Genomic DNA, 23,500 nt, shown 5'->3' on the forward strand with positions numbered 1-23,500 from the left:
GTCAACTATAAGTCCTACTGAATTACTAGGACTTGGGTGCAAAAACGGCGGCGCAATGGTAGCAGACTAATGATGCCGATTGGGGCCTGTGTGACGGCCCGGATCAGGACTGCGCCTTGCGCTCCGCGCCTTGCACGCATTCGAAGTCTTCGTCGCGCAGGGGCGGCAGGTCCTTGGCGCAGTAGTCGCTGCCCAGGCGGTTCAGCGCGCCACACATCCCTTCCAGACGCCCGTCCACCGCATGCAGGTGATCGAGCAGCTGGCCGATGGCCCGCGCTACTGGGTCCGGCATGTCCTCGCCGCCGACGCCATAGGCATCGAAACCGATCTTCTCGGCCATGGCCTTGCGCCGCGCGTCCAGCTGGTCATCGCTCTTGACGATGATCTTGCCGGGTATCCCGACCACGGTCGCGCCGGGCGGCACTTCCTTGGTCACCACCGCGTTGGAGCCGACCTTGGCCCCGGCACCCACCGTGAACGGCCCGAGCACCTTGGCGCCCGCCCCCACCACCACGCCATCGGCCAGGGTCGGATGGCGCTTGCCCTTGTTCCAGCTGGTACCACCCAAGGTCACGCCCTGGTAGATCGTCACGTCGTCACCGATCTCGGCCGTCTCGCCGATCACGATGCCCATACCGTGGTCGATGAAGAACCGTCGCCCCACCGTCGCACCGGGATGGATCTCGATGCCCGTCATCCAGCGACCGAAGTTGGACACCACCCGCGCCAGCCATTTCAGCTCGCGCTTCCACAAGGCATGGGCGGCTCGATGCAGCCAGATGGCGTGCATGCCCGGGTAGCAGGTCAACACCTCGAACGCATTGCGCGCGGCCGGATCGCGATGAAAAACACTCTGGATATCTTCCCGCAGACGTTCGAACATTTATTGATCCTTGCGCTTATGCGGCTCGCCCCGAGCGACCTTCTGGGTCTCGGTGAGAATGCCGCGCAAAATACTCATTTCCGACTTGTTCACGGCGCTGCGCCCGAACAGGCGGCGCAGGCGAGCCATCAGGTGCCGTGGCTTTTCCGGGTCGAGAAAGGCGATGTCGACCAGGGTGTCCTGCAGATGGCCATAGAAGCGCTCCATCTCGTCGCTGGTGGCCAGCTCCTCGGTCTTGTCCAGCGTTGGCGCCGGACGCTTTCCCGCCAGCCAGGCCATGCGCACTTCATACCCGAGCACCTGCACCGCCGCCGCCAGATTCAACGAACTGAAATCCGGATTGGACGGGATGTGCACATGGAAATGACAGCGCTGCAGCTCATCGTTGGTCAAGCCCGCGTGCTCGCGGCCGAACACCAGCGCGATCTCCTTGCCCTGCCCGGCCTCCTCGATGACCTTCTCGCCACACTCGCGGGGATCCACCAGCGGCCACGGCAGGCTGCGGTCGCGGGCGCTGGTGCCCAGCACCACGGTGCAGCCCACCAGCGCCTCTTCCAGGGTGGCGACCACCTGGGCGTTTTCCAGCACGTCGCTGGCGCCCGATGCGCGGGCGTCGGCTTCGGGCGAAGGGAACTCGCGGGGCTCGACCAGGACCAGCCGCGACAACCCCATGTTTTTCATGGCGCGCGCCGCGCCACCGATGTTGCCGGGATGGCTGGTATTGACCAGGACGACTCGGATGTTATCCAGCACGGCTAGGGCTCTGTGTCGGGGAAAGGGCGGCAAATATTACAGAAGGCCTATAACTAAGGCTATGTCCCTCTTCTTGTCCACGACTTTTCTGCTAGAATGCGCGGCTTTCTTTAACGACCTTAGGTGAAACGTCCATGCAGCCCATGCTGAATATCGCGCTGCGCGCCGCCCGCAGCGCCAGTGAATTGATCTTCCGCTCCATCGAGCGCCTGGATACCATCAAGGTCGACGAGAAAGATGCCAAGGACTACGTGTCCGAAGTCGATCGCGCTGCCGAACAGAAAATCATCGACGCCCTGCGCAAGGCCTACCCGACCCACGGCATCCGTGGCGAAGAGACCGGTTTCCATGCCGGCAGCGGTGAGGGCGAAGACTACCTCTGGATCATCGACCCACTGGACGGCACCACCAACTTCCTGCGCGGCGTACCGCACTTCGCCGTCAGCATCGCGTGCAAGTACCGTGGTCGGCTGGAACACGCCGTCGTGCTAGATCCTGTCCGCCAGGAAGAATTCACCGCCAGCCGTGGCCGTGGCGCCCAGCTCAATGGCCGTCGCCTGCGCGTCAGCGGTCGCACCAGCCTGGACGGCGCCCTGCTGGGCACCGGCTTTCCGTTCCGCGACAACCAGATGGACAACCTGGACAACTACCTGGGCATGTTCCGCAGCCTGGTCGGCCAGACCGCCGGTATTCGCCGCGCCGGCGCCGCCAGCCTGGATCTGGCCTACGTTGCCGCTGGCCGCTTCGATGCGTTCTGGGAGTCGGGCCTGTCGGAATGGGACATGGCCGCAGGCGTCCTGCTGATTCAGGAAGCGGGCGGTCTGGTGAGCGATTTCACCGGCGGTCACAACTTCCTGGAAAACGGCCACATCGTTGCCGGTAACACCAAGTGCTTCAAGGCAGTCCTGACCGCCATCCAGCCGCACCTGCCGGCCTCGCTCAAGCGCTGAGACCTGGCACGACAAGAAAAGCACCCCACGGGGTGCTTTTTTCATGGGCGCAATTCAGCCTCCGCCCAGTCAACCTTCGCAGGCGAAAGCCAGTATTCGTCCCAGCATCTCGTCGCATCCGGCCAGCTGCGCGAGGCTGACGAACTCATCGGGCTTGTGCCCCTGCGCCATACTGCCGGGCCCGCACACCACGGTGGCGATGCCTGCCTGATCGAACAGCCCGCCTTCGGTACCGAAGGCCACCGTGGAAAACGCCTGCGAACCGCTGAACCGCGCGATCAAGCGGGCGGCCTCGCTGGCATGGCTCACGTCCAGGCCCGGATAGCTCGACAGCTCGCTGAACCGAATTGCACTCTGACCACTGATCGCCTGCATCCCCGGCAGCAGCGTGTGCTCGGCGTAGCGCTGCAGGGCCTGGGTCAACTGTCGCGGATCCTCGGCAGGCAGCGAGCGCACCTCGAAATCGAAACGGCAGAGCTGAGGAACGATGTTGAGCGCGGTACCGCCAGCGATCACTCCCACCTGCACCGTGGAAAACGGCGGATCGAAGCGCTCGTTGCGGGCAGCCGGTGCCTGCAGCGCGTCGCCCAGCCGACCCAGTTCGGCAATCAGCCGCGCGGCGTATTCGATGGCATTGACCCCGCTCGGCGCATGGGCCGAATGGCAGGCCATGCCCTGCACCTCGCAGCGCATGGCCAGTTTGCCCTTGTGGCCGAGCACCGGCGCCAGCTCGGTCGGCTCGCCGATCACGCATAACATCGGCTGCACCGGCTTGCCCCGCAAGGCCACGAGCAGCGAGCGCACGCCCAGGCAACCGACCTCCTCATCGTAGGACAAGGCGATGTGCACCGGCCGACGCAGGGGCGCCTGCACCAGCGCGGGCACCTGTGCCAGTACGCAGGCGATGTAGCCTTTCATGTCTGCCGTGCCGCGGCCGTACAACTTGCCGTCCGCTTCGCTCAACTGGAACGCAGGATACGTCCAGGTCTGGCCGTCCACCGGCACCACGTCGGTATGACCTGACAGGACGATGCCCGGCACATCGGCCGGGCCGATGCTGGCGAACAGATTGGCCTTGCTGCCGTCCTCGTTGTAGATCAGTTCGCTGCTCACGCCGTGCTCGGCCAGGTAGTCGCGAACGAACTCGATCAGGGCAAGGTTGGATTCGCGGCTGGTGGTGTCGAAGGCCACCAAATGCGCAAGCAGCTCACGGCTGGCGCTCATCGCTCGTCTCCGGGCACGCCATAGCCCGGTGCTACCGCCGGATTCAGGGCACGGTCGATGTAGTCCTGCATCTGCGGTCGATAGGCCTGCCACAATCCCTGCAACTCGCCCAAGGGGTCATGCTCGGCCCAGTCAACACGCAGATCGACAATGGGCCACGGCAGCTCGCCCACCACCTTCAGCGCCGCCGAATGCACCGGTCCGGCTTCGCCGCCCGCGGCCAGGCCGGCGAGCATGGCGTGCAGCAGACGCTCGGCCAAGTGCCCGGAGGCGTTTTCGAACGCCTCGACCACGGCGTCGACCACGGCGGTCGTGGCCAGCATGTTGCCGGCGGCAACGCACTGCTCACCGCTGCGCGCGTGATGAATGCCCAGGGTCTGGCTGCCACTGGCGTGGGCGCTGCGGCCTTGCGCATCGATGGCGATGATCTGGCGATACGCACCGAAGCCGTCGCGGTCCAGCACCTGTTGCAACGCCTGGTCAGGCGACACCTGTTGTTCCAGTTGCGCCAGCGCCTGCGGACCGAGGGCTGGCAGTGTGATGTTCTGCGACGACACCGCGCCCACACCGGCCAAAAGCCACGGGCAGCGGGCGCCCACGGCGATGCTCGACGAACTGATGGCGATGCCCAACTGGCCGGTTTCGGCGCAGCGCGCTGCGATGGAAAGGGTCATGGCAGAGAACTCCTCAGTCCGGAATGACGGCGATCACGTCGATTTCCATCAGCCACTGCGGCTGGCCCAGGGCCGAGACCACCAGGCCCGTGGAGATCGGAAAGACACCTTTGAGCCAACGGCCAACGACGTGATAGACCGGCTCGCGATAACGCGGATCGATGATGTAGGTGGTGGTCTTGACGATGTGCGACAGGTCACTGCCCGCCTCTTCCAGCAACTGCTTGACGTTTTTCATGGCCTGCTCGGCCTGCGCCGCAGGGTCGCCCAGGCCGACCAGGTTACCGTCGAAATCGGTGCCCACCTGACCGCGCACGTACACGGTATTGCCGGCGCGGACGGCCTGGCACAAATCATTGTCCAGGCTCTGATTAGGGTAGGTGTCCTTGGTGTTGAACATGCGGATGCGGGTATGGGTGACCATGAACGAAGCTCCTTGGCGTGCGCGTCGTAATGACGCGACACAGTGATGATCAAGCGTTGACGCGCAACGGCGCGGGTGTCCGGGCAGCGGTCCGGGACTCGTCATAGGCGCGGTACTTGCGCTGCGTGGCGATCTGATCGGCGACATGCTTGGCGTCGTGCCAGACGCCCCAGATAAAGGCCGACCCGCGCCGCGACAGCCAAGGCAGGCCGACGAAGTAGACGCCCTGCTCGCTGCTCACACCGCGCTGATGGCGTGGCTTGCCGTTGGCGTGGAAGGCGTCGACCTGCAGCCAGCTGTAGTCCTGCGAATAGCCAGTGGCCCAGATGATCGTGGACACCCCCGCCTCGGTCAGGTCCAGCGCTTGCAGGGGTTGGGCAATGCACGCCGCGTCGGCCACGCGTTCGCGGGCGGTCGGCTCCAGGGGCAGGTCCAGGCCGTTGCGCTCGGCGTAGGCGTCGGCAGCATCGAGCAGCGCCAGGTAGTTCTCGTCGCCTCGGTCCAGATTGTCGTTCAGATCCTGGGCGAAGCTGACCTTGCCGTCGGCAAAGCGCTCGGTCAGACCCACCAGCACCATGCCCGCCTGAGCCAGTCGCCGGAAGTCCACGGTGTGCCCGCCGCGGGCACCGCTGACGGCGATGGTGACGTGCTCCCGACCCGCCTGCACCGTTTCACTGTCCCACAGCCCGAGTACCCCCAGCCACCAGCAGAAGTCGCGCCCACGGTAGGCGCGCGGCGGCCGATCGTGGGGACCCACCGAAAGGTAGACCTTACGCCCGGCACGCAGCAGCTCCTCGGCGATCTGCACCCCGGAGGAACCGGCACCGACCACCAGCACCGCGCCTGCGGGCAATTGTTCAGGATTGAAATAGTGCGCCGAGTGAATCTGGTGGAGGGTCGAATCCGTAGGCGCGATGGCCGGGATCACCGGCCTCTGAAACGGCCCGGTGGCCGATACCAGATGGTTGACGCAATAGGTGCCGTCGCTGGTTTCCACGGTGAAGCCGGCGCGGCCGACATTGCGCGTGACCCGCTTGACCTCGACCCCGGTCTTGATCGGTGCGTCGAACTTGCGGGCATAGGCCTCGAAATAATCGGCCACCTGCTCCTTGCCGGCAAAACCATCGGGGTCCATGTCGAATTCCAGGCCAGGGAAACCGATCGTGCCAGGCCGGACCGTTGGCCACCAGCGAGTCCCAGCGGCCCGAGCGCCAGGCTTCGGCGATACGATGCCGCTCCAGCACCAGATGAGGGATACCCAGACGGCTCAGGTGCTCGCTCATGGCCACGCCGGCCTGGCCGGCGCCTACGACCAGGGTGTCTATTTCGGTGATCTGTTGGTTCATCTTGGCATCCTTCGACAGGCCGTCGGTGGCCAGTCGCTGTCTTCATGAAAATTCGAAAGCCGGGCGCACGGCGTCCTGCGGCACCCGCGAGGTTGTGTGCAAGGCTTCAATCAGTCGGGCGCTCGGTTGCGCTCAGTCCACCAGCGAAGGGTCCGCCTGGATCATCAGGTGCTTCATTTCTTCGAAATGGCGCTGGGAAAAATCGGTGATCTTCTCCCAGTCCCGTGCGGTCTTTTCCGCCACGTCATCGGCCAGCAGCTTGAGCGGCTGGCCGGTCGACCACGCCGTCACCAGAATCTGGCAGGCCCGCTCCAGGGTCCAGATGTCGTCGAAAGCTTCCCCCACCGTGGCGGCGGTGACGATGACGCCGTGGTTGCCCATCAGCAGCCGGCGCTTGTCCTGCAGCAGGTTGGCCAGACGGGCACCCTCGGCGCTGGTATCGGCCATGCCGCCGTAGAGTTCGTCCACCGCAATGCGGTTGAAATAACGCGCCGTGTTCTGGTCGACCGGCAGAATCTTGGGTTGCGCAAGGCAAGCCACGGCCGTGGTGTAGACCGGGTGCAGGTGCAGCACCACACGGGCATCGGGCAGGCGCTGGTGAACCTGGCCGTGGATCGACCAGGCCGTGGCGTCCACGTCCGGGCGGTGCGCGGCGTCGGTGTCGTCGGCATCGAGCAGCAACAGATCACTGGCCCGCAGCCGCGAGAAATGCACCCACTTGGGGTTGAGCAGGAACTGCTTGCCGTCGGCGCTGATGGCGGCGCTGAAATGGTTGGCGACCGCCTCGTGCATGCCCAGGTGGGCGATGATGCGAAAGGTCGCGGCCAGGTCGATGCGCGTCTGTTCTTCGAAACTCAGGGCCATGCTCTGGGCACTCCATGGAAACGTACCCGCGAGTATCGACGGGTACTGTCGGCTGATGTCGAGGCGCGATATCAGGGCTTGGGCATCAAGGCCGCGATGTCATCGGCGGTCGGTGCCTGGAACTTGTACTTGTCCAGCAGGGCCGCGTATTCGGGGGTCTTGCTGTACTTCTCCAGGCCCTGGATCAGCGCGTTGCGGACCTCGTCATTGCCTTTCTTCACACCGAAGCCGTTGAGCACCGGGTAGATCAGGGTCTGCGAGGAAATCACCACGCGATCGCCCAGCTTGTCGACCACCCCGCGAGCGACCGCCGCGTCGGTGATCTGCGCTTCCACCGCGTGGGCCAGCATGGCCTGGGTGGTTTGCGGGTCGGTGCCGTACTCACTGATGGCGATCGGCTGCAGACCGTTCTTCACGCAGTACTCGGCGGACAGCTTCTGCAACTGCTGCAACCAGGAGGTGGCGCCCATGGAGCCGATCTTGTGCCCGCAGAACTCTTCCGGCGTCTTGGGCTGATAAGCGCTGCCCTTGACCGCGAGGATCGACTCACCGCTTTTCAAGTAGGGGACCATGTCGATCACCTTCATGCGGTCGGCGGTGATGTACATCGACGAGTTGGTGATATCGAACCGTCCGGCCTGAAGCCCGCTGATCAGGTTGGGAAAGCGGGTGTCGATGTTTTCCGCAGTCATGCCCATGACCTTGGCGAGGCCGTCGAGGAACTCGATATCGAAGCCGGCAGGCTTGTTCTTCTCCATGTACTCGTAGGGGAAGAACGTCATGTCGGACCCGGCGACGATCTTGCCGGGCTGCTGGAACGCCGAAGCGCTCAACGAACTGGCAGCCAGGATGGCGCCGAACACGGCCATGGCGACGGGGCGGGCTTTCAGGCTTGGCAACTTCATGGGGTATTCCTCGCAGTCAATGGATTCAGGCTGTTGCCAGGTCGGTACCGGCCTGCTGGACGAAAAACGATGCACCCTTGGGTTTCTGGGGCAGACGCACATGGTTCTCGGTGCTGCGGATCAAGCCGCTTTCGCACCCGGCCACCAGGCGTCCGGCGTGCTCACTGGGCAGCGGGTTGTCGGCCAGTGGCAGAGCGTCCTCGGCGGCGTACACGCTGATGAACAGCGTCCGCGGATCTTCGGTGTGGTTGGGGCTCGAAGCATGCAGCAGGCGGGTGTGCATGAAGCACACCGAGCCAGGCGGGCCGAAGCAGGCCACCGGCGCCTGGCAGTGTTCCTCGACCACGGCATCGGCCACCGCGCCAGTGAAACGCTCGTCGTGCCAGTGCGACCACAGCGGGCCTTTGTGGCTGCCGGGTATCACCTTGAGCGGACCGTTCTGCGCGGTCACTTCGCTGACCATCAACAGCGCCGTTACCAGGTCGTCGTTGCTGTGCGGAGTGAAGAGGAAATCCTGATGCCATTTCACCTGGGTCGCGGTGTGTGCGGCAGCTTGGAGTTGATCTTGCTGTGATGGAAACGGGTGCCGCTCCCGCCGATCAACTGCCCGGCGATTTCGGCCATGCGCGATTCGAAGGCCGTCTGGCGATAGGCCGGCGAAATCTCGGTGGGCGACGCTACCCGGCGCAGGGAGGGATGGTCGGCACGGTGATCGCTTTCCACATCGAAACGTGCGCGACCATCCAGAGTTTCACCCCAGGCCTGAGCCTGGCTGCGGCTATCCTGCACCCATTGATCGAAGTCATGCTGCAGCGCCGCCACTTCAGGCGCCGCCAGCACGTCCTCGACCACCAGAAAGCCATCCTGGTGAAACTGGTCTATCTGCCATTGCTCGATCATGTTCTCTCCTCGCACCGGTAGGGTTGGCTTCAGGCCAACGAGACATCTTTCAGGAACGCTTCCACTCGCGGGTTGTGACCGCCACGCAGCGCCTGCGGGCTGTCGTCGCAGACCACTCGCCCCTTCTCCATGAAGACGATGCGATCGGAAACCTTGAAGGCAAAATTCATTTCGTGGGTCACGATGATCATGGTGATGCCCTCGCTGGCCAGGGCCTCGATGACCTGCAGCACCTCGTTGACCTTCTCCGGATCGAGCGCCGAGGTGGGCTCGTCGAACAGCATGATCTGCGGGCGCATCATCAATGCCCGGGCGATCGCCACGCGCTGCTGCTGGCCGCCGGACAACTGATGCGGGTATTTCCAGGCGTGGTCGAGCATGCCGACCTTGTGCAGCAGGGCGTAGGCCTGTTGCTTGAGTTCGGCCAGGGGCGCCAGGCGGTGATAACGCGGCGCCATCAGCAGGTTGTTCAGCACGGTCATGTGCGGGAACAGATTGAAGCTCTGGAACACCATGCCGATGTTCATGCGGTGCTCGGCGTGCTCCACATAGCGCGGCGGTTGCGCGCCCTGCCGGTTCAGGTGAATGAACGGCTTGCCGTTGATCTTGATGTCGCCGTTGTCGATCTGCTCCAGGCCATTGAGCAGGCGAATCAGCGTGGTCTTACCCGACCCCGAAGGACCGATCACCGACACCACCTCGCCCGGCTCGATCTGCAGGCTCACCGCGCCCAGCACTTCGACGTCGTTATAGGCCTTGTGCAGCTTGGTCGCCTGCAACGCAGGACCGGTCGCGGCGCTATCGGGTCGCGTCACGGCGGCCCGGTGCTCGGTGGCCAGGCGCAGCACTTCGGCATCCGGCTGACGCGCGGCCTTGGTCTGGGTCACGTCCAGATAACGCTCCAGGCGTTTGAGCAGGAAATCGAACACGGTCACGATCAGCACATAGAAGAACGCCACCCCTGCCATGGTTTCCATGACCAGAAAGTTCTGCGAATAAAGGCGCTGACCCACCATGAGGATCTCGGTCAACGAGATCACCGACACCAGCGAGCTGAGCTTGACGATGGAAATGAATTCGTTGGTGAGCGACGGCAGTGCCACCCGCAAGGCCTGGGGGATGACGATGCGCCACTGGGTGCCGGCAAAACGCAGGCCCAATGCCCGTGCAGCCTCGCTTTGCCCCTTGGCGATGGAGAGCAGCCCGCCGCGATGGATCTCCGCAACGTAGGCGGTTTCACTCAACACCAGCGCGATCAGCCCGGCCCAGAACGGGTTGGCCAGCACGGCCGACGTAGACGGCATCGCCTGTGGCAGGTTGTAGACGAATATCAGCAGGACCAGCAGCGGCAGGCTGCGAAACAGCCAGATATAACCGCGCGCCGGCAAGTTGAGCAGTGGACGGGAAGATTGCTTCGCCAGCGCCAGTACGAAGCCCAGCACAATACTGACGACCCAGGTCAATACACTGAGTTGAATCACGGTCCAGGCCGCCATCCAGAACTCGGTATCGCCGAGCAGACCAAACATGTATTTCCAATCAAACGTCATCGTCGGCTCGCTTGGCAAGGTCAAGGGTGATGGGTGACTTCCTGTCGACTATGAACTTCGAACGTTGCCCGTTCTGCCCGTCTTGAACCCATCATGATTGATGCCAGGTTCGGCCGAAATTAGTAAATTCGGGCCCTTTGCATAGGAAAAACCTAAGCAGAAGTTCCTGAGTCGAACATCGCACTCCCTGTTTCTGCTTGGTTAGATACAAAGATCAGGAAATCCTGAAAACCACTGCACGGTTTTAGCGCAGCCTGTTTCCGGTCTTTTGGCAGACGAGACTTTTTGGTGCGAAATGGGTTTTGCGCCTTGATTCATTGGGTGTGCCGGAATGCCGCACTTCAGAAGCTCATTTGCAGAGCGCCGCTATTGCCGGCCGCGAAGTATGATCAGGGTTCCGACAGCCCCTGTAGTTGGGGGGGGCCCAAGCACTGGCATGGTCTTCGCAGGCATAGGTAAAACCTATTCAGGCGGCGCAGGGCTGAACGGCGCTGCCGAGGAGCTGAACTTGATGCACTTCACCCTTCGGCAACTCAAATACTTCGTCGCGGCCGTCGAACAGGACAGCATTGCCGAAGCCTCCCGACAGTTGCATATATCCCAGCCGTCCATCTCCGTCGCGATCAAGAATCTCGAAGAAGCCTTCAATCAACCCTTGTTCGTCCGCCATCATGCCCAAGGTGTTTCACTCACGGCCGGAGGCGGCAGGATCTATGAAAAGGCCAAGGAGTTATTAAGGCTGTCCCAGGAATTGGAACAGGATTCGCGCGCCGAGAATGGCAATGTTTCGGGCACCATTGCCATTGGCTGTTTTGAATCGGCCGCGCCGTTGTACATGCCGAAGTTGGTGGCCGGATTCAAGAGCCTGTACCCGGAAGTTGCCATTCAACTCTATGACGGTGAACAGCACGAACTGATGCACGGCCTGCACCGTGGTCGCTTCGACCTGGCCTTTCTCTACGACCTGGAACTGGGCAACACCATCCACAAACAGGCCCTCAACGCGCCCCACAAGCCCTATGCCCTGCTACCGCTCGACCATCCTCTGGCGCAACGAACCTCGGTCACTTTGCAGGCCCTGAGCGAGGAGCCTATGATCCTGCTCGATGCCGTTCCCAGCCGCAGTTACTTCATGGATATCTTCACCGAGAAGGGCTATGCCCCGGTCGTTGCCTACAGCTCCCCCTCCATCGAAATGGTGCGCTGCATGGTGGGGCAGGGATTAGGATTTTCGGTGTTGGTCACGCAGCCATGCAGCCATATGACCTATGACGGCAAGCTGCTGGCGCATCTGGAGATCGAAGACGACATGCCGGCCTCAACGCTGGTGATGGCTCACCTGCGCAACAACCAGCCGAGTCGGGCGACTCGGCTGTTCATGGAGTATTGCCGGAGTGTGGAGCTGACGCCGCCGGGGCCGGCGGCGCGTATGAGCGAGGAGGAACCTGGGGCTTATTGCCCGGCCTGATTCTCACCAAGGATCAATTGACCCTGCTTGTTCACCGGGATCTGCGAACCTGGGTCGCGATCCATGCGCACTTGGCCGACCTTGCCGTCGAGCTGGTACTTCACGTTGTAGCCCACGACCTTGTCGCTGATGTCGTTGACCGTGTTGCAGCGGGTCTGAGTCGTGGTGTAGGTGTCACGACCCTGCATGCCTTCCTGGACCTTGTTGCCGGCGTAGCCACCGCCGACGGCACCGGCCACGGTGGCGATCTTCTTGCCGTTGCCACCACCGACCTGATTGCCGAGCAAGCCGCCCGCCACTGCGCCCAATACACTGCCCACGATCTGATGCTGATCCTGCACCGGCTTCTGCCGAGTCACGGTGACGTCCTTGCACACTTCGCGCGGCGTCTTGATCTGCTGTTTGATCGGCTCTGCGGCCAAGACGTCGGCGTACTCGGGGCCTTTGTTCACGAGGCTGTAGGTTGCAACGGCGCCTCCGGCGGTAACACCGACAGCACCCAGCACTGCACCAATCAGCAACGACTTATTCACTTTGAACCTCCTGACTACGGTCATGGCGCCAGGCCACGTTTCCCAGCCTTGGAGCATGAAAAAAGGCGCGAGTTCAATACTCGCGCCTTTCAGGCCTTGCCGCAGTTGACGTCGAACGTCTTACGGACGGTCGTCGACCTGGTCCTTGGCCACGGGAGGAATCAGATCCTCGCTGCTCAGGTTCAGCCAGATCAGTACCACGTTGGCGATATAGATCGACGAGTAGGTACCGGCCATGACGCCGATGAACAGTGCCAGCGAGAAGCCCCACAGGTTGTCGCCACCGAAGAACATCAGGGCGGCGATGGCCAGCAAGGTCGACACCGAGGTCGCCACGGTACGCAGCAGCGTCTGGGTCGTGGAAACGTTGATGTTCTCGATCAGGGACGCCTTGCGCATCACCCGGAAGTTCTCGCGAACCCGGTCGAATACCACGATGGTGTCGTTGAGCGAGTAGCCGATGATGGCCAGTACCGCCGCCAGCACCGTCAGGTCGAAGGTGATCTGGAAGAACGACAACAGGCCCACGGTGACGATTACGTCGTGAATCAGCGACAGGATGGCGCCGACCGCGAATTTCCACTGGAAGCGGAACGCCAGGTAGACGAGTACGCCGCCAAGCGCCAGCAGCATGCCGAGGCCGCCCTGGTCGCGCAGTTCTTCGCCCACCTGCGGGCCGACGAACTCGACGCGCTTGACCGTGGCCGGGTTGTCGCCACCGACCGTCTGCAGCGCCGCCGCGACCTGGTTGCCCAGTTGCGGGTCTTCACCCGGCATGCGCACCAGCAGGTCGGTGGTCGCACCGAAGTTCTGCACCACGGCGTCGTGATAGCCGGCTTTCACCAGCTCGTCACGGACCAGGCCCAGGTCGGCCGGCTTCTCGTAGGTCAGCTCGATGAGCGTACCGCCGGTGAAGTCCAGCCCGTAGTTCATGCCCTTGTGGAACATGCTGAACAGCGCCAGCACGGTAAGGAGCACGGTGATGGCGAACGCAATATTGCGCACGCCCATGAAGTTGATGGTACGTAACATGGCAGCCCCTTAAATCCACAACTTCTTGAAGTCCCGACCGCCGTAGATCAGGTTGACCATAGCGCGGGTCACCATGATGGCCGTGAACATCGAGGTAAAGATCCCGAGGGACATGGTAACGGCGAAGCCCTTCACCGGGCCGGTGCCCATGGCGAAGAGAATCCCGCCGACCAGCAGCGTCGTCAGGTTGGCGTCGATGATCGCGGTGTAGGCGCGGTCGAAACCTTCGTGAATGGCGCGCTGGATGCTCATGCCATTGGCGATCTCTTCACGTATGCGCGAGAAGATCAGCACGTTGGCGTCCACCGCCATACCCATCGTCAATACGATACCGGCGATACCCGGCAACGTCAGGGTCGCGCCCAGCAACGACATCAGCGCCAGCAGCATGACCATGTTCAAGGCCAGTGCCACGGTGGCGATCACACCGAAGAAGCGGTAGATGGCGATGATGAACAGCGAGACGAACAGCATGCCCCACAGCGACGCATCGATACCCTTGGTGATGTTGTCGGCACCCAGGCTCGGACCGATGGTACGTTCTTCGGCGAAGTACATCGGTGCGGCCAGACCACCGGCGCGCAGCAGCAGGGCCAGCTCGGAGGATTCACCCTGGCCGTTGAGGCCGGTGATGCGGAACTGGCTGCCCAGCGGCGACTGGATGGTCGCCAGGCTGATGATCTTCTTCTCTTCGGTGAAGGTCTGTACCGCGACGTCCTTCTCCACACCATTGACCGTCTGCTTGACATAGCGGGTGGTCGGGCGCTGTTCGATGAAGATCACCGCCATGCTGCGGCCGACGTTGCTGCGCGTGGCGCGGCTCATAAGGTCGCCGCCGTGGCCATCGAGCTTGATGTTCACCTGTGGCTGGCCATGTTCGTCGAAGCTGGCCTGGGCGTCGGTGACCTGGTCACCGGTGATGATCAGGCCACGCTCGACCGCCGCCGGAGCACGGTTGCCCTCGCGGAATTCGAAGGTCTCGGTGGTGGCCTTGGAATCGTCCGGGCCTGCGCCGAGGCGGAATTCCAGGTTGGCGGTCTTGCCCAGGATACGCTTGGCTTCGGCAGTGTCCTGCACGCCCGGCAGCTCGACCACGATGCGGTTGGCACCCTGACGCTGTACCAGCGGCTCGGCCACACCCAGTTCGTTGACCCGGTTACGCACCGTGGTCAGGTTCTGCTTGATCGAGTATTCGCGGATTTCCGCAACCTTGGCCTGAGTCATGGACAGGCGCAGCACCGACAACTCGTTGCGCTCGCTGGCGGTCAGGTCGAAATCGGTGAAATTCTTGCGGATCAGGGCCTGGGCCTGGTCACGGGTCGCGGTGTCGTTGAAGCCCAGCTGGATGGCACCATCCTGCTGCGGCAGGCTGCGATAGCGCACACGTTCCTTGCGCAACAGCGTCTTGACTTCGCCTTCGTAGACTTTCATGCGGGCGTCGAGCGCCTTGTCCATGTCCACTTCGAGCAGGAAGTGCACACCACCGGACAGGTCGAGGCCCAGCTTCATCGGGCTGGCGCCCAGGCTGCGCAACCACGGCGGCGTGGTCGGGGCCAGGTTCAAGGCCACCACGTAGTCGTCGCCCAGCGCCTTGCGCACGACATCCTTGGCCGGCAGCTGGTCTTCGGCCTTGGTCAGGCGCAGCAGACCGCCCTTGCCGTTTTCGGCCAGGCTTGCGGATTTGACCTGGATGCCGGCGGCGTTGAGCGCCGTGCCGACGCGATCCAGATCGGCCTGATTGACCTGCAGCGCAGTGCTCGCGCCGCTGACCTGGATGGCCGCGTCATCAGGATAGAGATTAGGTGCGGAATAGATAAAACCGATCGCCAGCACCGCCAGGATCAGTACATATTTCCACAGAGGGTATTTGTTCAGCATCACGCCGCCCGTTCAAGACGCGGGGCGCCTTGCGCGCCCCGACATGGGTAAAAGTCTGCAGCTTAGATCGCTTTGAGCGTGCCTTTGGGCAGGGTCGCGGCGATGGCGCCCTTCTGGATTTTCAGCTCGACGGTATCGGACACTTCGATGACTACGAAGTCGTCGGTGACCTTGTTGATCTTGCCGGCAATGCCGCCGTTGGTAACCACTTCGTCACCCTTCTGCAGGTTGCCCAGCAGGTTTTTCTGTTCCTTGGCACGCTTGGCCTGCGGGCGCCAGATCATCATGTAGAAGATGACCAGGAAACCGACCAGGAAAATCCACTCGAAGCCAGTGCCGGCAGGGCCAGCAGCCGGTGCAGCGGCGTCCGCGAAAGCGGCGGGGATCAAAAAGCTCATTCAACGCTCCAGTTACTTAGAAGTTATTGACTTGAAAGTCTTTATAAAACGGTCAGTCCAAGGGCGGCACAGGCAGCCCGCGCTTGGCATAGAAGGCATCGACAAAGGCGGCCAATGTACCCTGTTGAATAGCCTCGCGCAAACCAGCCATCAGGCGCTGGTAATGACGCAAATTGTGGATGGTATTCAACATGCTACCCAGCATTTCCCCGCACTTGTCCAGGTGGTGCAGATAAGCGCGCGAGAAGTTGCGGCAGGTGTAGCAATCGCAGGTAGGGTCCAGCGGCGAATCATCGTGGCGATGGAACGCGTTGCGGATCTTCAGCACGCCCGTGTCGATGAACAGATGCCCATTGCGCGCGTTGCGCGTAGGCATCACGCAGTCGAACATGTCGACACCGCGGCGCACACCCTCGACCAAGTCTTCGGGTTTGCCTACTCCCATAAGGTAACGAGGTTTGTCAGCAGGCATCTGGCCCGGCAGGTAGTCGAGCACCTTGATCATTTCGTGCTTGGGCTCGCCCACCGACAGGCCGCCGATGGCCAGGCCATCGAAGCCGATCTTGTCCAGGCCTTCGAGCGAGCGCATGCGCAGGTTCTCGTGCATGCCGCCCTGAACGATGCCGAACAGCGCCGCCGTACTGTCAGCGTGGGCGTCCTTGGAACGTTGCGCCCAGCGCAGCGACAGCTCCATGGACGTACGCGCGGTCTGCTCGTCGGCGGGATAAGGCGTGCATTCGTCGAAGATCATCACGACGTCCGAGCCCAGGTCACGCTGCACCTGCATCGATTCCTCGGGACCCATGAAGACCTTGGAGCCGTCCACCGGGGAGGCGAAGTACACGCCCTCCTCCTTGATCTTGCGCATGGCGCCGAGGCTGAACACCTGGAAGCCACCGGAGTCGGTCAGAATCGGCCCTTTCCATTGCATGAAATCGTGCAGGTCGCCGTGCGCCTTGATCACCTCGGTGCCGGGGCGCAACCACAGGTGAAAGGTGTTGCCCAGGATCATCTGTGCGCCGATCGCGTCGATGTCGCGCGGCAACATGCCCTTGACCGTGCCATAGGTGCCCACCGGCATGAACGCCGGGGTTTCCACCACGCCACGGGGAAAGGTCAGGCGACCACGACGGGCCTTGCCATCGGTGGCCAGCAACTCGAACGACATACGACAGGTGCGACTCATGCTTGATCCCCTGGCGCGGCTTCGCTGGGACCGCGAGGCGCCGGATTGCGGGTGATGAACATGGCATCACCGTAACTGAAGAAGCGGTACTCGTTGGCCACCGCCGCCGCATAGGCCGCCATGGCTTCGGGATAACCCGCGAACGCCGAGACCAGCATCAACAGCGTGGACTCGGGCAAATGAAAGTTGGTCACCAGGGCATCGACCACATGAAACGGCCGCCCTGGAAAGATGAAGATGTCGGTGTCGCCGCTGAACGGTTTCAATACGCCATTGCGGGCCGCGCTTTCCAGCGAACGCACGCTGGTGGTACCTACCGCTACCACGCGGCCACCGCGGGCCTTGCACGCCTGCACCGCATCGACCACGTCCTGGCTGACCTCCAGCCACTCTTTATGCATGTGGTGATCTTCGAGCTTCTCGACCCGCACCGGCTGGAAGGTACCCGCGCCCACATGCAACGTCACGAAGGCAGTTTCAACGCCCATGGCTTCGATCTGCGCCAGCAGTGCCTTGTCGAAGTGCAGACCCGCCGTCGGCGCCGCCACCGCACCGGCCTTCTCGGCGTACACGGTCTGGTAGCGCTCGCGGTCGGCGGTGTCGTCGGGCCGGTCGATGTAGGGCGGCAACGGCATGTGACCAACCTTGTCGAGCAGCGGCAGCACCTCTTCGTTGAAGCGCAGCTCGAACAGCGCATCGTGCCGCGCGACCATCTCGGCCTCGCCGCCGCCGTCGATCAGGATCATCGAGCCTGGCTTGGGCGACTTGCTGGAACGCACATGGGCCAGCACGCGATGGCTGTCCAGCACGCGTTCCACCAGAATTTCCAGCTTGCCCCCCGACGCCTTCTGGCCAAACACCCGCGCCGGAATCACCCGGGTGTTGTTGAACACCATCAGGTCGCCCGGCCGCAGAAAGCCCGGCAGATCGGTGAATTGACGATGATCCAGCGCACCGGACGGCCCATCGAGGACCAACAGGCGGCTGCCATGGCGCTCGGCCAGCGGGTGGCGAGCGATCAGGGAATCAGGAAGCTCGAAAGAGAAATCGGCGACGCGCATGATAGGGTTCGGCTGTATAGGGCTGAAAATTCTAGCAAAAATCTTCAAAATTGACCATGAAAGCTGATTGACCAGTGGTCGAGTCGTCTCTATACTTCGCCGCCTGTAAGCCCTGATGGCGGAATTGGTAGACGCGGCGGATTCAAAATCCGTTTTCGAAAGGAGTGGGAGTTCGAGTCTCCCTCGGGGCACCAAATCAGAAAAAAGACCTTTGCGAAGGTCTTTTTTTTCGCCTGCGATTCGGCATCCTTCCTGTGCAGAAACGGCCGCTGACCATGAACAAGCCAGCGCTGCCGACGCCGTATCCGTTCACCGCCACCTATTCAGTGGTACACAGGCATTCGATACATGGCTCAAAGGGCACCGTGTCTTTCGCAGCCTTGGCGACCCCTGAAGCAAAATCGACTGTTGCCCCCACCTTCTCATGAACTGTGCCTCCCGCCGCTGACCTGATGCGCCTACCCTTGGAATCAACTCAAAGGAGCAGTCGTCATGCCGGATGCAGCCAACCTCTACCTGTTCGTCATTGCCGCGGCATTGCTGCTGATCGTCCCCGGACCGAACATGGCGTTCGTCACCAGCCACGCCCTTGCCCATGGCTGGCGGGCCGGGGTGGCGGCCGCGCTGGGTATTTCGCTGGCGGATTTGATCATGACGCTGCTGGTCAGCGCAGGCATGGGTGCTGTCGTCATGAGCTGGGCTCCTGCTTTCGACTTGTTGCGGTTGGCGGGTGCGTGCTATCTGTTGTGGATGGCTTGGCAAGCGTTGACGGCGCCAACGGCTCAAAGCGCTGCCCCACGTCCGCTGGACTCGACCCGAAAGGTGTTCATTCGCGCCACGCTCAATAGCTTGTTGAACCCCAAGGCCCTGCTGTTCTTCATGGTGTTCCTGCCGCAATTCGTCACGGTCGGCAACGCAAGCGTAGTCGTCCAGCTCTCGGTGCTGGGCATGGTGCTCGCCTTGATTGCCCTGGTTTTTCACTGCGTGCTCGCGCTTTGTGCCGCAACGCTGCGCAAACGGTTGAACGGTGGTCCGGCGTTGAGAAAGTGGGGCAGCTATGGCTTCGCGGGCATGATGACGGCACTGGCCGCACGACTGTTATTTCTTGAGCGCCCCCTATGATCTTCCCTCAACCTCTCAGCAAAACAGGTATCAGGTTCAACCTACTGGCACTATAAAAGCCCCTACCTGATCCACCCTCGCGAACACGGAGTTCCGCCCTTCACATGAGCAATGCCTACCGTACATTCTTCGCAACCCCAGGCGTCGTGGCGCTGATCGTGGCCGGCTCGATGGCCAGGCTTCCGCAAGCCATGGTCGGGCTGGGCCTGATTGCCATGCTTGCACAGGAAACGGGCCGCTACTGGGTCGCAGGTGCGGTAGCGGGCACTTATACCCTCACCAGCGCCATACTCGGGCCGATGATCTCGAAGCTGGTGGATCAGCGCGGCCAGCGCAAGGTGCTGGCGCCTATCGCGGCGTTCAGTATCGGCATGCTGCTGGCCCTGATCGGTGCCGTGTACTGGCATGCGCCGTTGCCGGTGCTGTTCGTGCTGGCAGCCATGGCGGGTGTGCCTCCCCATTTCGGGGCGATGATCCGCGCGCGCTGGGCCTATCTGTTTCGCGGAAAGCCGCAACTGCACGCCGCGTACTCTCTGGATACGGTGCTGGTGGAATTCACCTTCATCGTCGGCCCGCCGCTGTCCATCGCCTTGAGCAGCGGTCTGTTTCCTCAAGCCGGACCTTTGGTGGCCGCCGTGCTTTTGGCCGTCGGCGTGGTCGCTTTCCTGCGCCAGCACGAAACCGAGCCACCGCCGATACCGGCCGTCAAAGGCCACTCCAGCTCTCCCCTGCGCATTCCGGCCTTGCGGATCATCGTCGTGGCGATGCTGGCGCTGGGCGTGCTCGGCGGGTCGGTCGACGTGGCTGTGGTCGCTTTTGCCAAGGAGGCCGGCTGGGCGGCCGCAGCCAGCTTCGTCCTGGCAGGCTTCGCGGCCGGGTCGATGGTCGCCGGGATCACCTTCGGAGCGGTCAGGAGTGGGCTACCGTTCGAAACCCAATTGCTGATCGGCGCGGTATTCACCGCCGTGGCGACGACACTGCCGATCTTTGCGCCCAATGTGTACTGGCTCACCGGATTGCTGTTCATCACCGGCATGTCGTTCGCGCCGACGCTGATCGTGGTGATGAACATCGGCACGAAAATCCTGCCGCCCGGAAAGATCACCGAAGGGCTGACCTGGTTGAGTACAGGCGTCAGTGTCGGCATTGCAATGGGCGGCGCGACTGCCGGCCTGGTCATCGACCACTTCGGCACCCGTGCCGGATTCGGCGTCGCCATCGGCGCCGGCTTGCTGATGCTCACCGCCGTGCTGACAGGCCTGCGCACGCTCCAGGCAAGTTCGGCGAGCGACGTGATCGTGCCAGGCTGATGGGTACGTCAGAGAATGCAACGGGCTCGAAATAAATCGGAAATATGGCCACGATATTTATCTGCTTATTCTTTTGAGAACCGCGTACCATCGAGCTTTCGGGATACCCCGAAATCGGAAAAAAAATCGGAAAAAGAGAGCTGCAAATGAGTTCGCCATTCGTTTCCGGAAATCACTGGCTTGAGCCCATCATGCCTTCACCGGATTTCCCGCCGTCGCTGATGCACATGGCCGAACAACTACCCTTTCAGGCGGGCAAGCTTTGCGGTGTGCTGCCTACTGAAAGTGCAAGGCGAATCGGTGGACTCATGCGCATCACCAGCAGCTACTACAGCAACCTCATCGAAGGGCAATACACAGAGCCTGCTTCATTATCCGCGAATGCTCCGCGGCGTAATCCAAAGGTGCTGACCGAGCTCGCTGTCAGCCATATCGGCGCGCAGGAGGCTCTTGAGCGACTGCTTCGAACGCCTCGTGGGTCCACAATGGAGTGGGCTGGAATGTTTGCCCCCTCATTGGTCGCACGGGTGCATCGGCGCCTGTTCGCCGGTGCCGGTCAGGCAGAGCTGGCCTTGACCGACGGTCGTGAACTTGTGCCTGGGCAACTACGAAATGTAAGCGAAAAAAACGTTATGGTAGGTGATCACTTCGCGCCAGCCTGGCAATCCATTTTACCGATGATGAGCCGCCTGCAAACCGTATATGGGCGCATAGGTGATCAGCGTACACGCTTGCTCGGGGCGTTGGCTTATCATCACCGCTTGGCGTTTGTTCATCCATTCGAAGACGGCAATGGTCGCGTCGTGCGGATGCTCACGCACCTTCAACTGGCAAAACTTGGCCTGGTTTCGCCATTGTGGTCGTTGTCTCGCGGTCTGGCGCGCCAGCAAGATGAATACTATCGTCGACTCCGCTCAGCCGATCAGCCGCGCAGGGGTGATCTGGACGGTCGAGGACAACTCACACAGTCGGGGTTACTGGAGTTCGTCGAATTCATGTTGCAGGTCTGTCTCGATCAAATGAAGTACATCGAGCACGCCATGGGGATGGCGACATTGCGCCAGCGACTTGAGCGCGCCATCGCTTTCGAGCCTCGTTTCGAACCAGGCTGGAATAAAGCAGGAGGTGGCGCGCGCGCTACACATCTTGCTGACCCACGGCGAGGTGTCGCGGTCTGACTTCAAGATTTACACAGGTCTTCATGATCGAGTCGCCAGTGGCCAATTGAACAAACTGGTGACGCTGGGACTTGTAGATGCACCTTCAGTCAAATCGCGACAGCTATACCCAGGCCTTCCCGTTTGGTTTGCGCAATTGTTGTTCCCTGATCTGCATCGACGGTTCGACCAATAACGCATCGTTGTATCCAGCACCTATCTGCAGACCGTACAAGCCATCAACGAACAGAACGTCGCAGACCTTCACGCCCCTGTCACATCCCCACGCTTACATAGCCCTTTCTCTCTCACAGGGCTATGTCATGAGCATGTTCGACCTCAAGCGCCGTCGTCTCGTCCAGGCCGTGGGTGCGGGTTTTCTGCTGCCGGGGCTGGCGCCGGCGGTGATCGCTTCGGTCAAGGACCGGCCCCAACTCACCGACGGCGTGCAGTCCGGCGACCTGTTGGGCGACAAGGCGATGGTCTGGAGCCGGTGCGACCGCCCGGCGCGGATGGTGGTGGAATGGGATACACGCAGCATGTTCACCAACCCGCGCCGACTGGTCTCGCCATTGGCCGACGCCGGCACCGACTTTACCGCACGGGTCGAGCTCAATGGCTTGCCGGTGGATCAGGCGATCTTCTATCGGGTGCAGTTCGAGGACGCGCAGACCGGCGTCAGCAGCGAGCCGTGGTTCGGTCATCTGCGCAGCGAGCCTTCGCAGCGTCGTGACATCCGTTTCGTGTGGAGCGGCGACACCGTGGGCCAGGGCTTTGGCATCAATCCGGACATTGGCGGCATGCGTATCTACGAAGCCATGCGCCTGCGCTTGCCGGATTTCTTCATCCACAGCGGCGACACCATTTACGCCGACGGGCCGGTGCCGGCCACGGTGACCACGGAAAACGGCCGCGTGTGGCGCAACATCACCACCGAAGCCAAGAGCAAAGTGGCGGAAACCCTGGATGAGTACCGCGGCAACTACCGCTACAACCTGATGGATGAAAACGTGCGCCGGTTCAACGCCGAGGTGCCGCAGATCTGGCAATGGGACGACCACGAGGTGACCAACAACTGGTCGCCCAGCAAGCAGCTCGACGAGCGTTACCAGAACCGCGACATTCGCCATCTGGTGGGCAACGCCCGTCAGGCGTGGCTCGAGTACGCTCCCATGCGCCTGCAACGGGCTGACAACGGGGGGCGTATTTACCGCAAGCTCAGCTACGGGCCGATGCTGGACATTTTCGTGTTGGACATGCGCAGCTACCGCAGCGGCAATGACGACAACCTGGCGCCCACGCCCGAAGCCCGCACGGCGTTCCTCGGGCAGGCGCAACTGGACTGGCTCAAGTCCGGGCTCAAGGGATCGCAGGCGCAGTGGAAAGTCATCGCCGCCGACATGCCCATCGGTCTGGGTGTTCCAGATGGAGAAGTCAGCCCCGGCGTTGGCCGCTGGGAGGCGATCGCCAACGGCGATGATGGCGCTGCCAAGGGCCGCGAGCTGGAAATCGCCGAGCTGCTGGTTTTTTTGCGCCAGCAAAAAATTGCCAACACCGTCTGGCTCACGGCCGATGTGCACTATTGCGCAGCCCATCACTACCACCCCGACCGCGCTGCGTTTCAGGACTTCGAACCGTTCTGGGAATTCGTCGCCGGACCGTTGAATGCCGGCAGTTTCGGGCCCAATCCGCTCGATGCCACGTTCGGTCCGCAAGTGGTTTTCCAGAAAGCGCCGCCTGCGCAGAATACTTCGCCATTCGCGGGCTTCCAGTTTTTCGGCGAAGTGCAGATCGAGGGCTCGAGCGGGGAAATGACCGTGCAACTGCGCGATCTCGACGGCGTGGTGGTGTTCGAAAAGAAATTGCAGCCGGCCTGATCGGT

21 protein-coding genes, 1 tRNA gene and 2 pseudogenes are annotated in these 23,500 nt (G+C 62.2%); 8 read left to right on the forward strand and 16 right to left on the reverse strand.

The annotated features are described in order from the left end of the window. Positions 1-103: 103 nt before the first annotated feature. Both cysE and trmJ read right to left on the reverse strand, forming a co-directional pair. Positions 104-883 (reverse strand): serine O-acetyltransferase, encoded by a 780-nt coding sequence (cysE, locus tag ABMD26_RS07065; RefSeq protein WP_090356422.1) that lies wholly within the window; start codon positions 881-883, stop codon positions 104-106. Beyond that, positions 884-1,636 carry a tRNA (cytosine(32)/uridine(32)-2'-O)-methyltransferase TrmJ gene (gene trmJ, locus ABMD26_RS07070; RefSeq protein ID WP_056844986.1) on the reverse strand — a complete coding sequence of 251 codons (753 nt, stop codon included), beginning with the start codon at positions 1,634-1,636 and terminating at the stop codon, positions 884-886. It abuts the gene before it with no gap. A gap of 134 nt (positions 1,637-1,770) precedes the next feature. Between trmJ and suhB the strand changes: the two genes are divergently transcribed. Beyond that, positions 1,771-2,586 carry a type III secretion system regulator SuhB gene (gene suhB, locus ABMD26_RS07075; RefSeq protein ID WP_049861891.1) on the forward strand — a complete coding sequence of 272 codons (816 nt, stop codon included), beginning with the start codon at positions 1,771-1,773 and terminating at the stop codon, positions 2,584-2,586. Between the two features lie 69 nt (positions 2,587-2,655). Here the strand turns inward: suhB and argE are convergent, their stop codons facing one another. From argE to ABMD26_RS07095, 4 genes and pseudogenes are all read right to left on the reverse strand, one after another. After that, entirely contained in the window at positions 2,656-3,810 is a 1,155-nt protein-coding gene (argE, locus tag ABMD26_RS07080) for an acetylornithine deacetylase (RefSeq protein ID WP_354308740.1), read from the reverse strand. Beyond that, entirely contained in the window at positions 3,807-4,484 is a 678-nt protein-coding gene (locus tag ABMD26_RS07085; protein ID WP_354308742.1) for a DUF1028 domain-containing protein, read from the reverse strand. The genes argE and ABMD26_RS07085 overlap by 4 nt, the downstream gene beginning before the upstream one ends. 13 nt (positions 4,485-4,497) lie before the next feature. After that, positions 4,498-4,908, reverse strand: a complete 411-nt coding sequence (locus ABMD26_RS07090; RefSeq protein ID WP_049861888.1) for a RidA family protein — start codon at positions 4,906-4,908, stop codon at positions 4,498-4,500. A 49-nt stretch (positions 4,909-4,957) separates the two neighbouring features. Then, a pseudogene (locus ABMD26_RS07095) lies at positions 4,958-6,191 on the reverse strand (flavin-containing monooxygenase). Here ABMD26_RS07095 and ABMD26_RS07100 point away from each other — a divergent pair. After that, on the forward strand, positions 6,156-6,302 hold the full coding sequence (locus tag ABMD26_RS07100) for a hypothetical protein (protein ID WP_354311864.1): 147 nt from the start codon (positions 6,156-6,158) through the stop codon (positions 6,300-6,302). The pseudogene ABMD26_RS07095 and the gene ABMD26_RS07100 sit on opposite strands and share 36 nt — an antisense overlap. A gap of 84 nt (positions 6,303-6,386) precedes the next feature. Here ABMD26_RS07100 and ABMD26_RS07105 read toward each other — a convergent pair whose 3' ends face one another. The 4 genes and pseudogenes from ABMD26_RS07105 to ABMD26_RS07120 form a co-directional block, all read right to left on the reverse strand. Next, positions 6,387-7,118 carry a class II aldolase and adducin N-terminal domain-containing protein gene (locus ABMD26_RS07105; protein WP_122741425.1) on the reverse strand — a complete coding sequence of 244 codons (732 nt, stop codon included), beginning with the start codon at positions 7,116-7,118 and terminating at the stop codon, positions 6,387-6,389. A 71-nt stretch (positions 7,119-7,189) separates the two neighbouring features. Then, positions 7,190-8,023 carry a transporter substrate-binding domain-containing protein gene (locus ABMD26_RS07110; protein ID WP_049861884.1) on the reverse strand — a complete coding sequence of 278 codons (834 nt, stop codon included), beginning with the start codon at positions 8,021-8,023 and terminating at the stop codon, positions 7,190-7,192. A 25-nt stretch (positions 8,024-8,048) separates the two neighbouring features. Further along, a pseudogene (locus ABMD26_RS07115) lies at positions 8,049-8,923 on the reverse strand (phytanoyl-CoA dioxygenase family protein). Positions 8,924-8,952: 29 nt separating this feature from the next. After that, positions 8,953-10,473, reverse strand: coding sequence for an amino acid ABC transporter permease/ATP-binding protein (locus ABMD26_RS07120; RefSeq protein WP_049861882.1), 1,521 nt, complete (start codon positions 10,471-10,473; stop codon positions 8,953-8,955). Positions 10,474-10,981: 508 nt separating this feature from the next. On the opposite strand from ABMD26_RS07120, the gene ABMD26_RS07125 reads away from it, so the two are divergent. Further along, positions 10,982-11,941 carry a LysR family transcriptional regulator gene (locus ABMD26_RS07125; protein ID WP_354311803.1) on the forward strand — a complete coding sequence of 320 codons (960 nt, stop codon included), beginning with the start codon at positions 10,982-10,984 and terminating at the stop codon, positions 11,939-11,941. Here ABMD26_RS07125 and ABMD26_RS07130 read toward each other — a convergent pair. The 6 genes from ABMD26_RS07130 to queA form a co-directional block, all read right to left on the reverse strand. Beyond that, a complete protein-coding gene (locus tag ABMD26_RS07130; protein ID WP_049861881.1) occupies positions 11,926-12,474 on the reverse strand; it encodes a glycine zipper 2TM domain-containing protein in 549 nt (182 codons plus the stop codon). The genes ABMD26_RS07125 and ABMD26_RS07130 overlap by 16 nt on opposite strands. 120 nt (positions 12,475-12,594) lie before the next feature. Then, complete coding sequence (gene secF / locus ABMD26_RS07135) at positions 12,595-13,506, reverse strand: protein translocase subunit SecF (RefSeq protein WP_043186504.1); 912 nt, start codon at positions 13,504-13,506, stop codon at positions 12,595-12,597. A 9-nt stretch (positions 13,507-13,515) separates the two neighbouring features. Next, complete coding sequence (gene secD, locus ABMD26_RS07140) at positions 13,516-15,384, reverse strand: protein translocase subunit SecD (RefSeq protein ID WP_049861880.1); 1,869 nt, start codon at positions 15,382-15,384, stop codon at positions 13,516-13,518. Between the two features lie 62 nt (positions 15,385-15,446). Further along, entirely contained in the window at positions 15,447-15,782 is a 336-nt protein-coding gene (yajC, locus tag ABMD26_RS07145; RefSeq protein WP_043186500.1) for a preprotein translocase subunit YajC, read from the reverse strand. Between the two features lie 52 nt (positions 15,783-15,834). After that, positions 15,835-16,950: a tRNA guanosine(34) transglycosylase Tgt gene (gene tgt / locus ABMD26_RS07150; protein WP_354311804.1), complete on the reverse strand. Its 1,116-nt coding sequence runs from the start codon at positions 16,948-16,950 to the stop codon at positions 15,835-15,837. Between the two features lie 14 nt (positions 16,951-16,964). After that, positions 16,965-18,029, reverse strand: a complete 1,065-nt coding sequence (queA, locus tag ABMD26_RS07155; RefSeq protein ID WP_354308747.1) for a tRNA preQ1(34) S-adenosylmethionine ribosyltransferase-isomerase QueA — start codon at positions 18,027-18,029, stop codon at positions 16,965-16,967. 109 nt (positions 18,030-18,138) lie between these two features. Between queA and ABMD26_RS07160 the strand changes: the two genes are divergently transcribed. The 5 genes from ABMD26_RS07160 to ABMD26_RS07180 all read left to right on the forward strand — a co-directional run bounded on the left by ABMD26_RS07160 (position 18,139) and on the right by ABMD26_RS07180 (position 23,495). After that, a tRNA-Leu gene (locus ABMD26_RS07160) sits at positions 18,139-18,223 on the forward strand. A gap of 298 nt (positions 18,224-18,521) precedes the next feature. Further along, the gene (locus tag ABMD26_RS07165; RefSeq protein WP_192065081.1) at positions 18,522-19,151 is read left to right on the forward strand and encodes a LysE family translocator; all 630 of its coding nucleotides are present in this window, start codon (positions 18,522-18,524) and stop codon (positions 19,149-19,151) included. 104 nt (positions 19,152-19,255) lie between these two features. Further along, complete coding sequence (locus tag ABMD26_RS07170) at positions 19,256-20,461, forward strand: MFS transporter (RefSeq protein ID WP_354308749.1); 1,206 nt, start codon at positions 19,256-19,258, stop codon at positions 20,459-20,461. A gap of 146 nt (positions 20,462-20,607) precedes the next feature. After that, positions 20,608-21,639 (forward strand): Fic family protein, encoded by a 1,032-nt coding sequence (locus ABMD26_RS07175; RefSeq protein ID WP_354308751.1) that lies wholly within the window; start codon positions 20,608-20,610, stop codon positions 21,637-21,639. 302 nt (positions 21,640-21,941) lie between these two features. Then, on the forward strand, positions 21,942-23,495 hold the full coding sequence (locus ABMD26_RS07180) for an alkaline phosphatase D family protein (RefSeq protein WP_354308753.1): 1,554 nt from the start codon (positions 21,942-21,944) through the stop codon (positions 23,493-23,495). The last annotated feature ends 5 nt before the right edge of the window (positions 23,496-23,500 follow it).

The sequence above is a fragment of the Pseudomonas sp. PvP001 genome, assembly GCF_040546375.1.
Classification (GTDB): Bacteria; Pseudomonadota; Gammaproteobacteria; order Pseudomonadales; family Pseudomonadaceae; genus Aquipseudomonas; species Aquipseudomonas coleopterorum.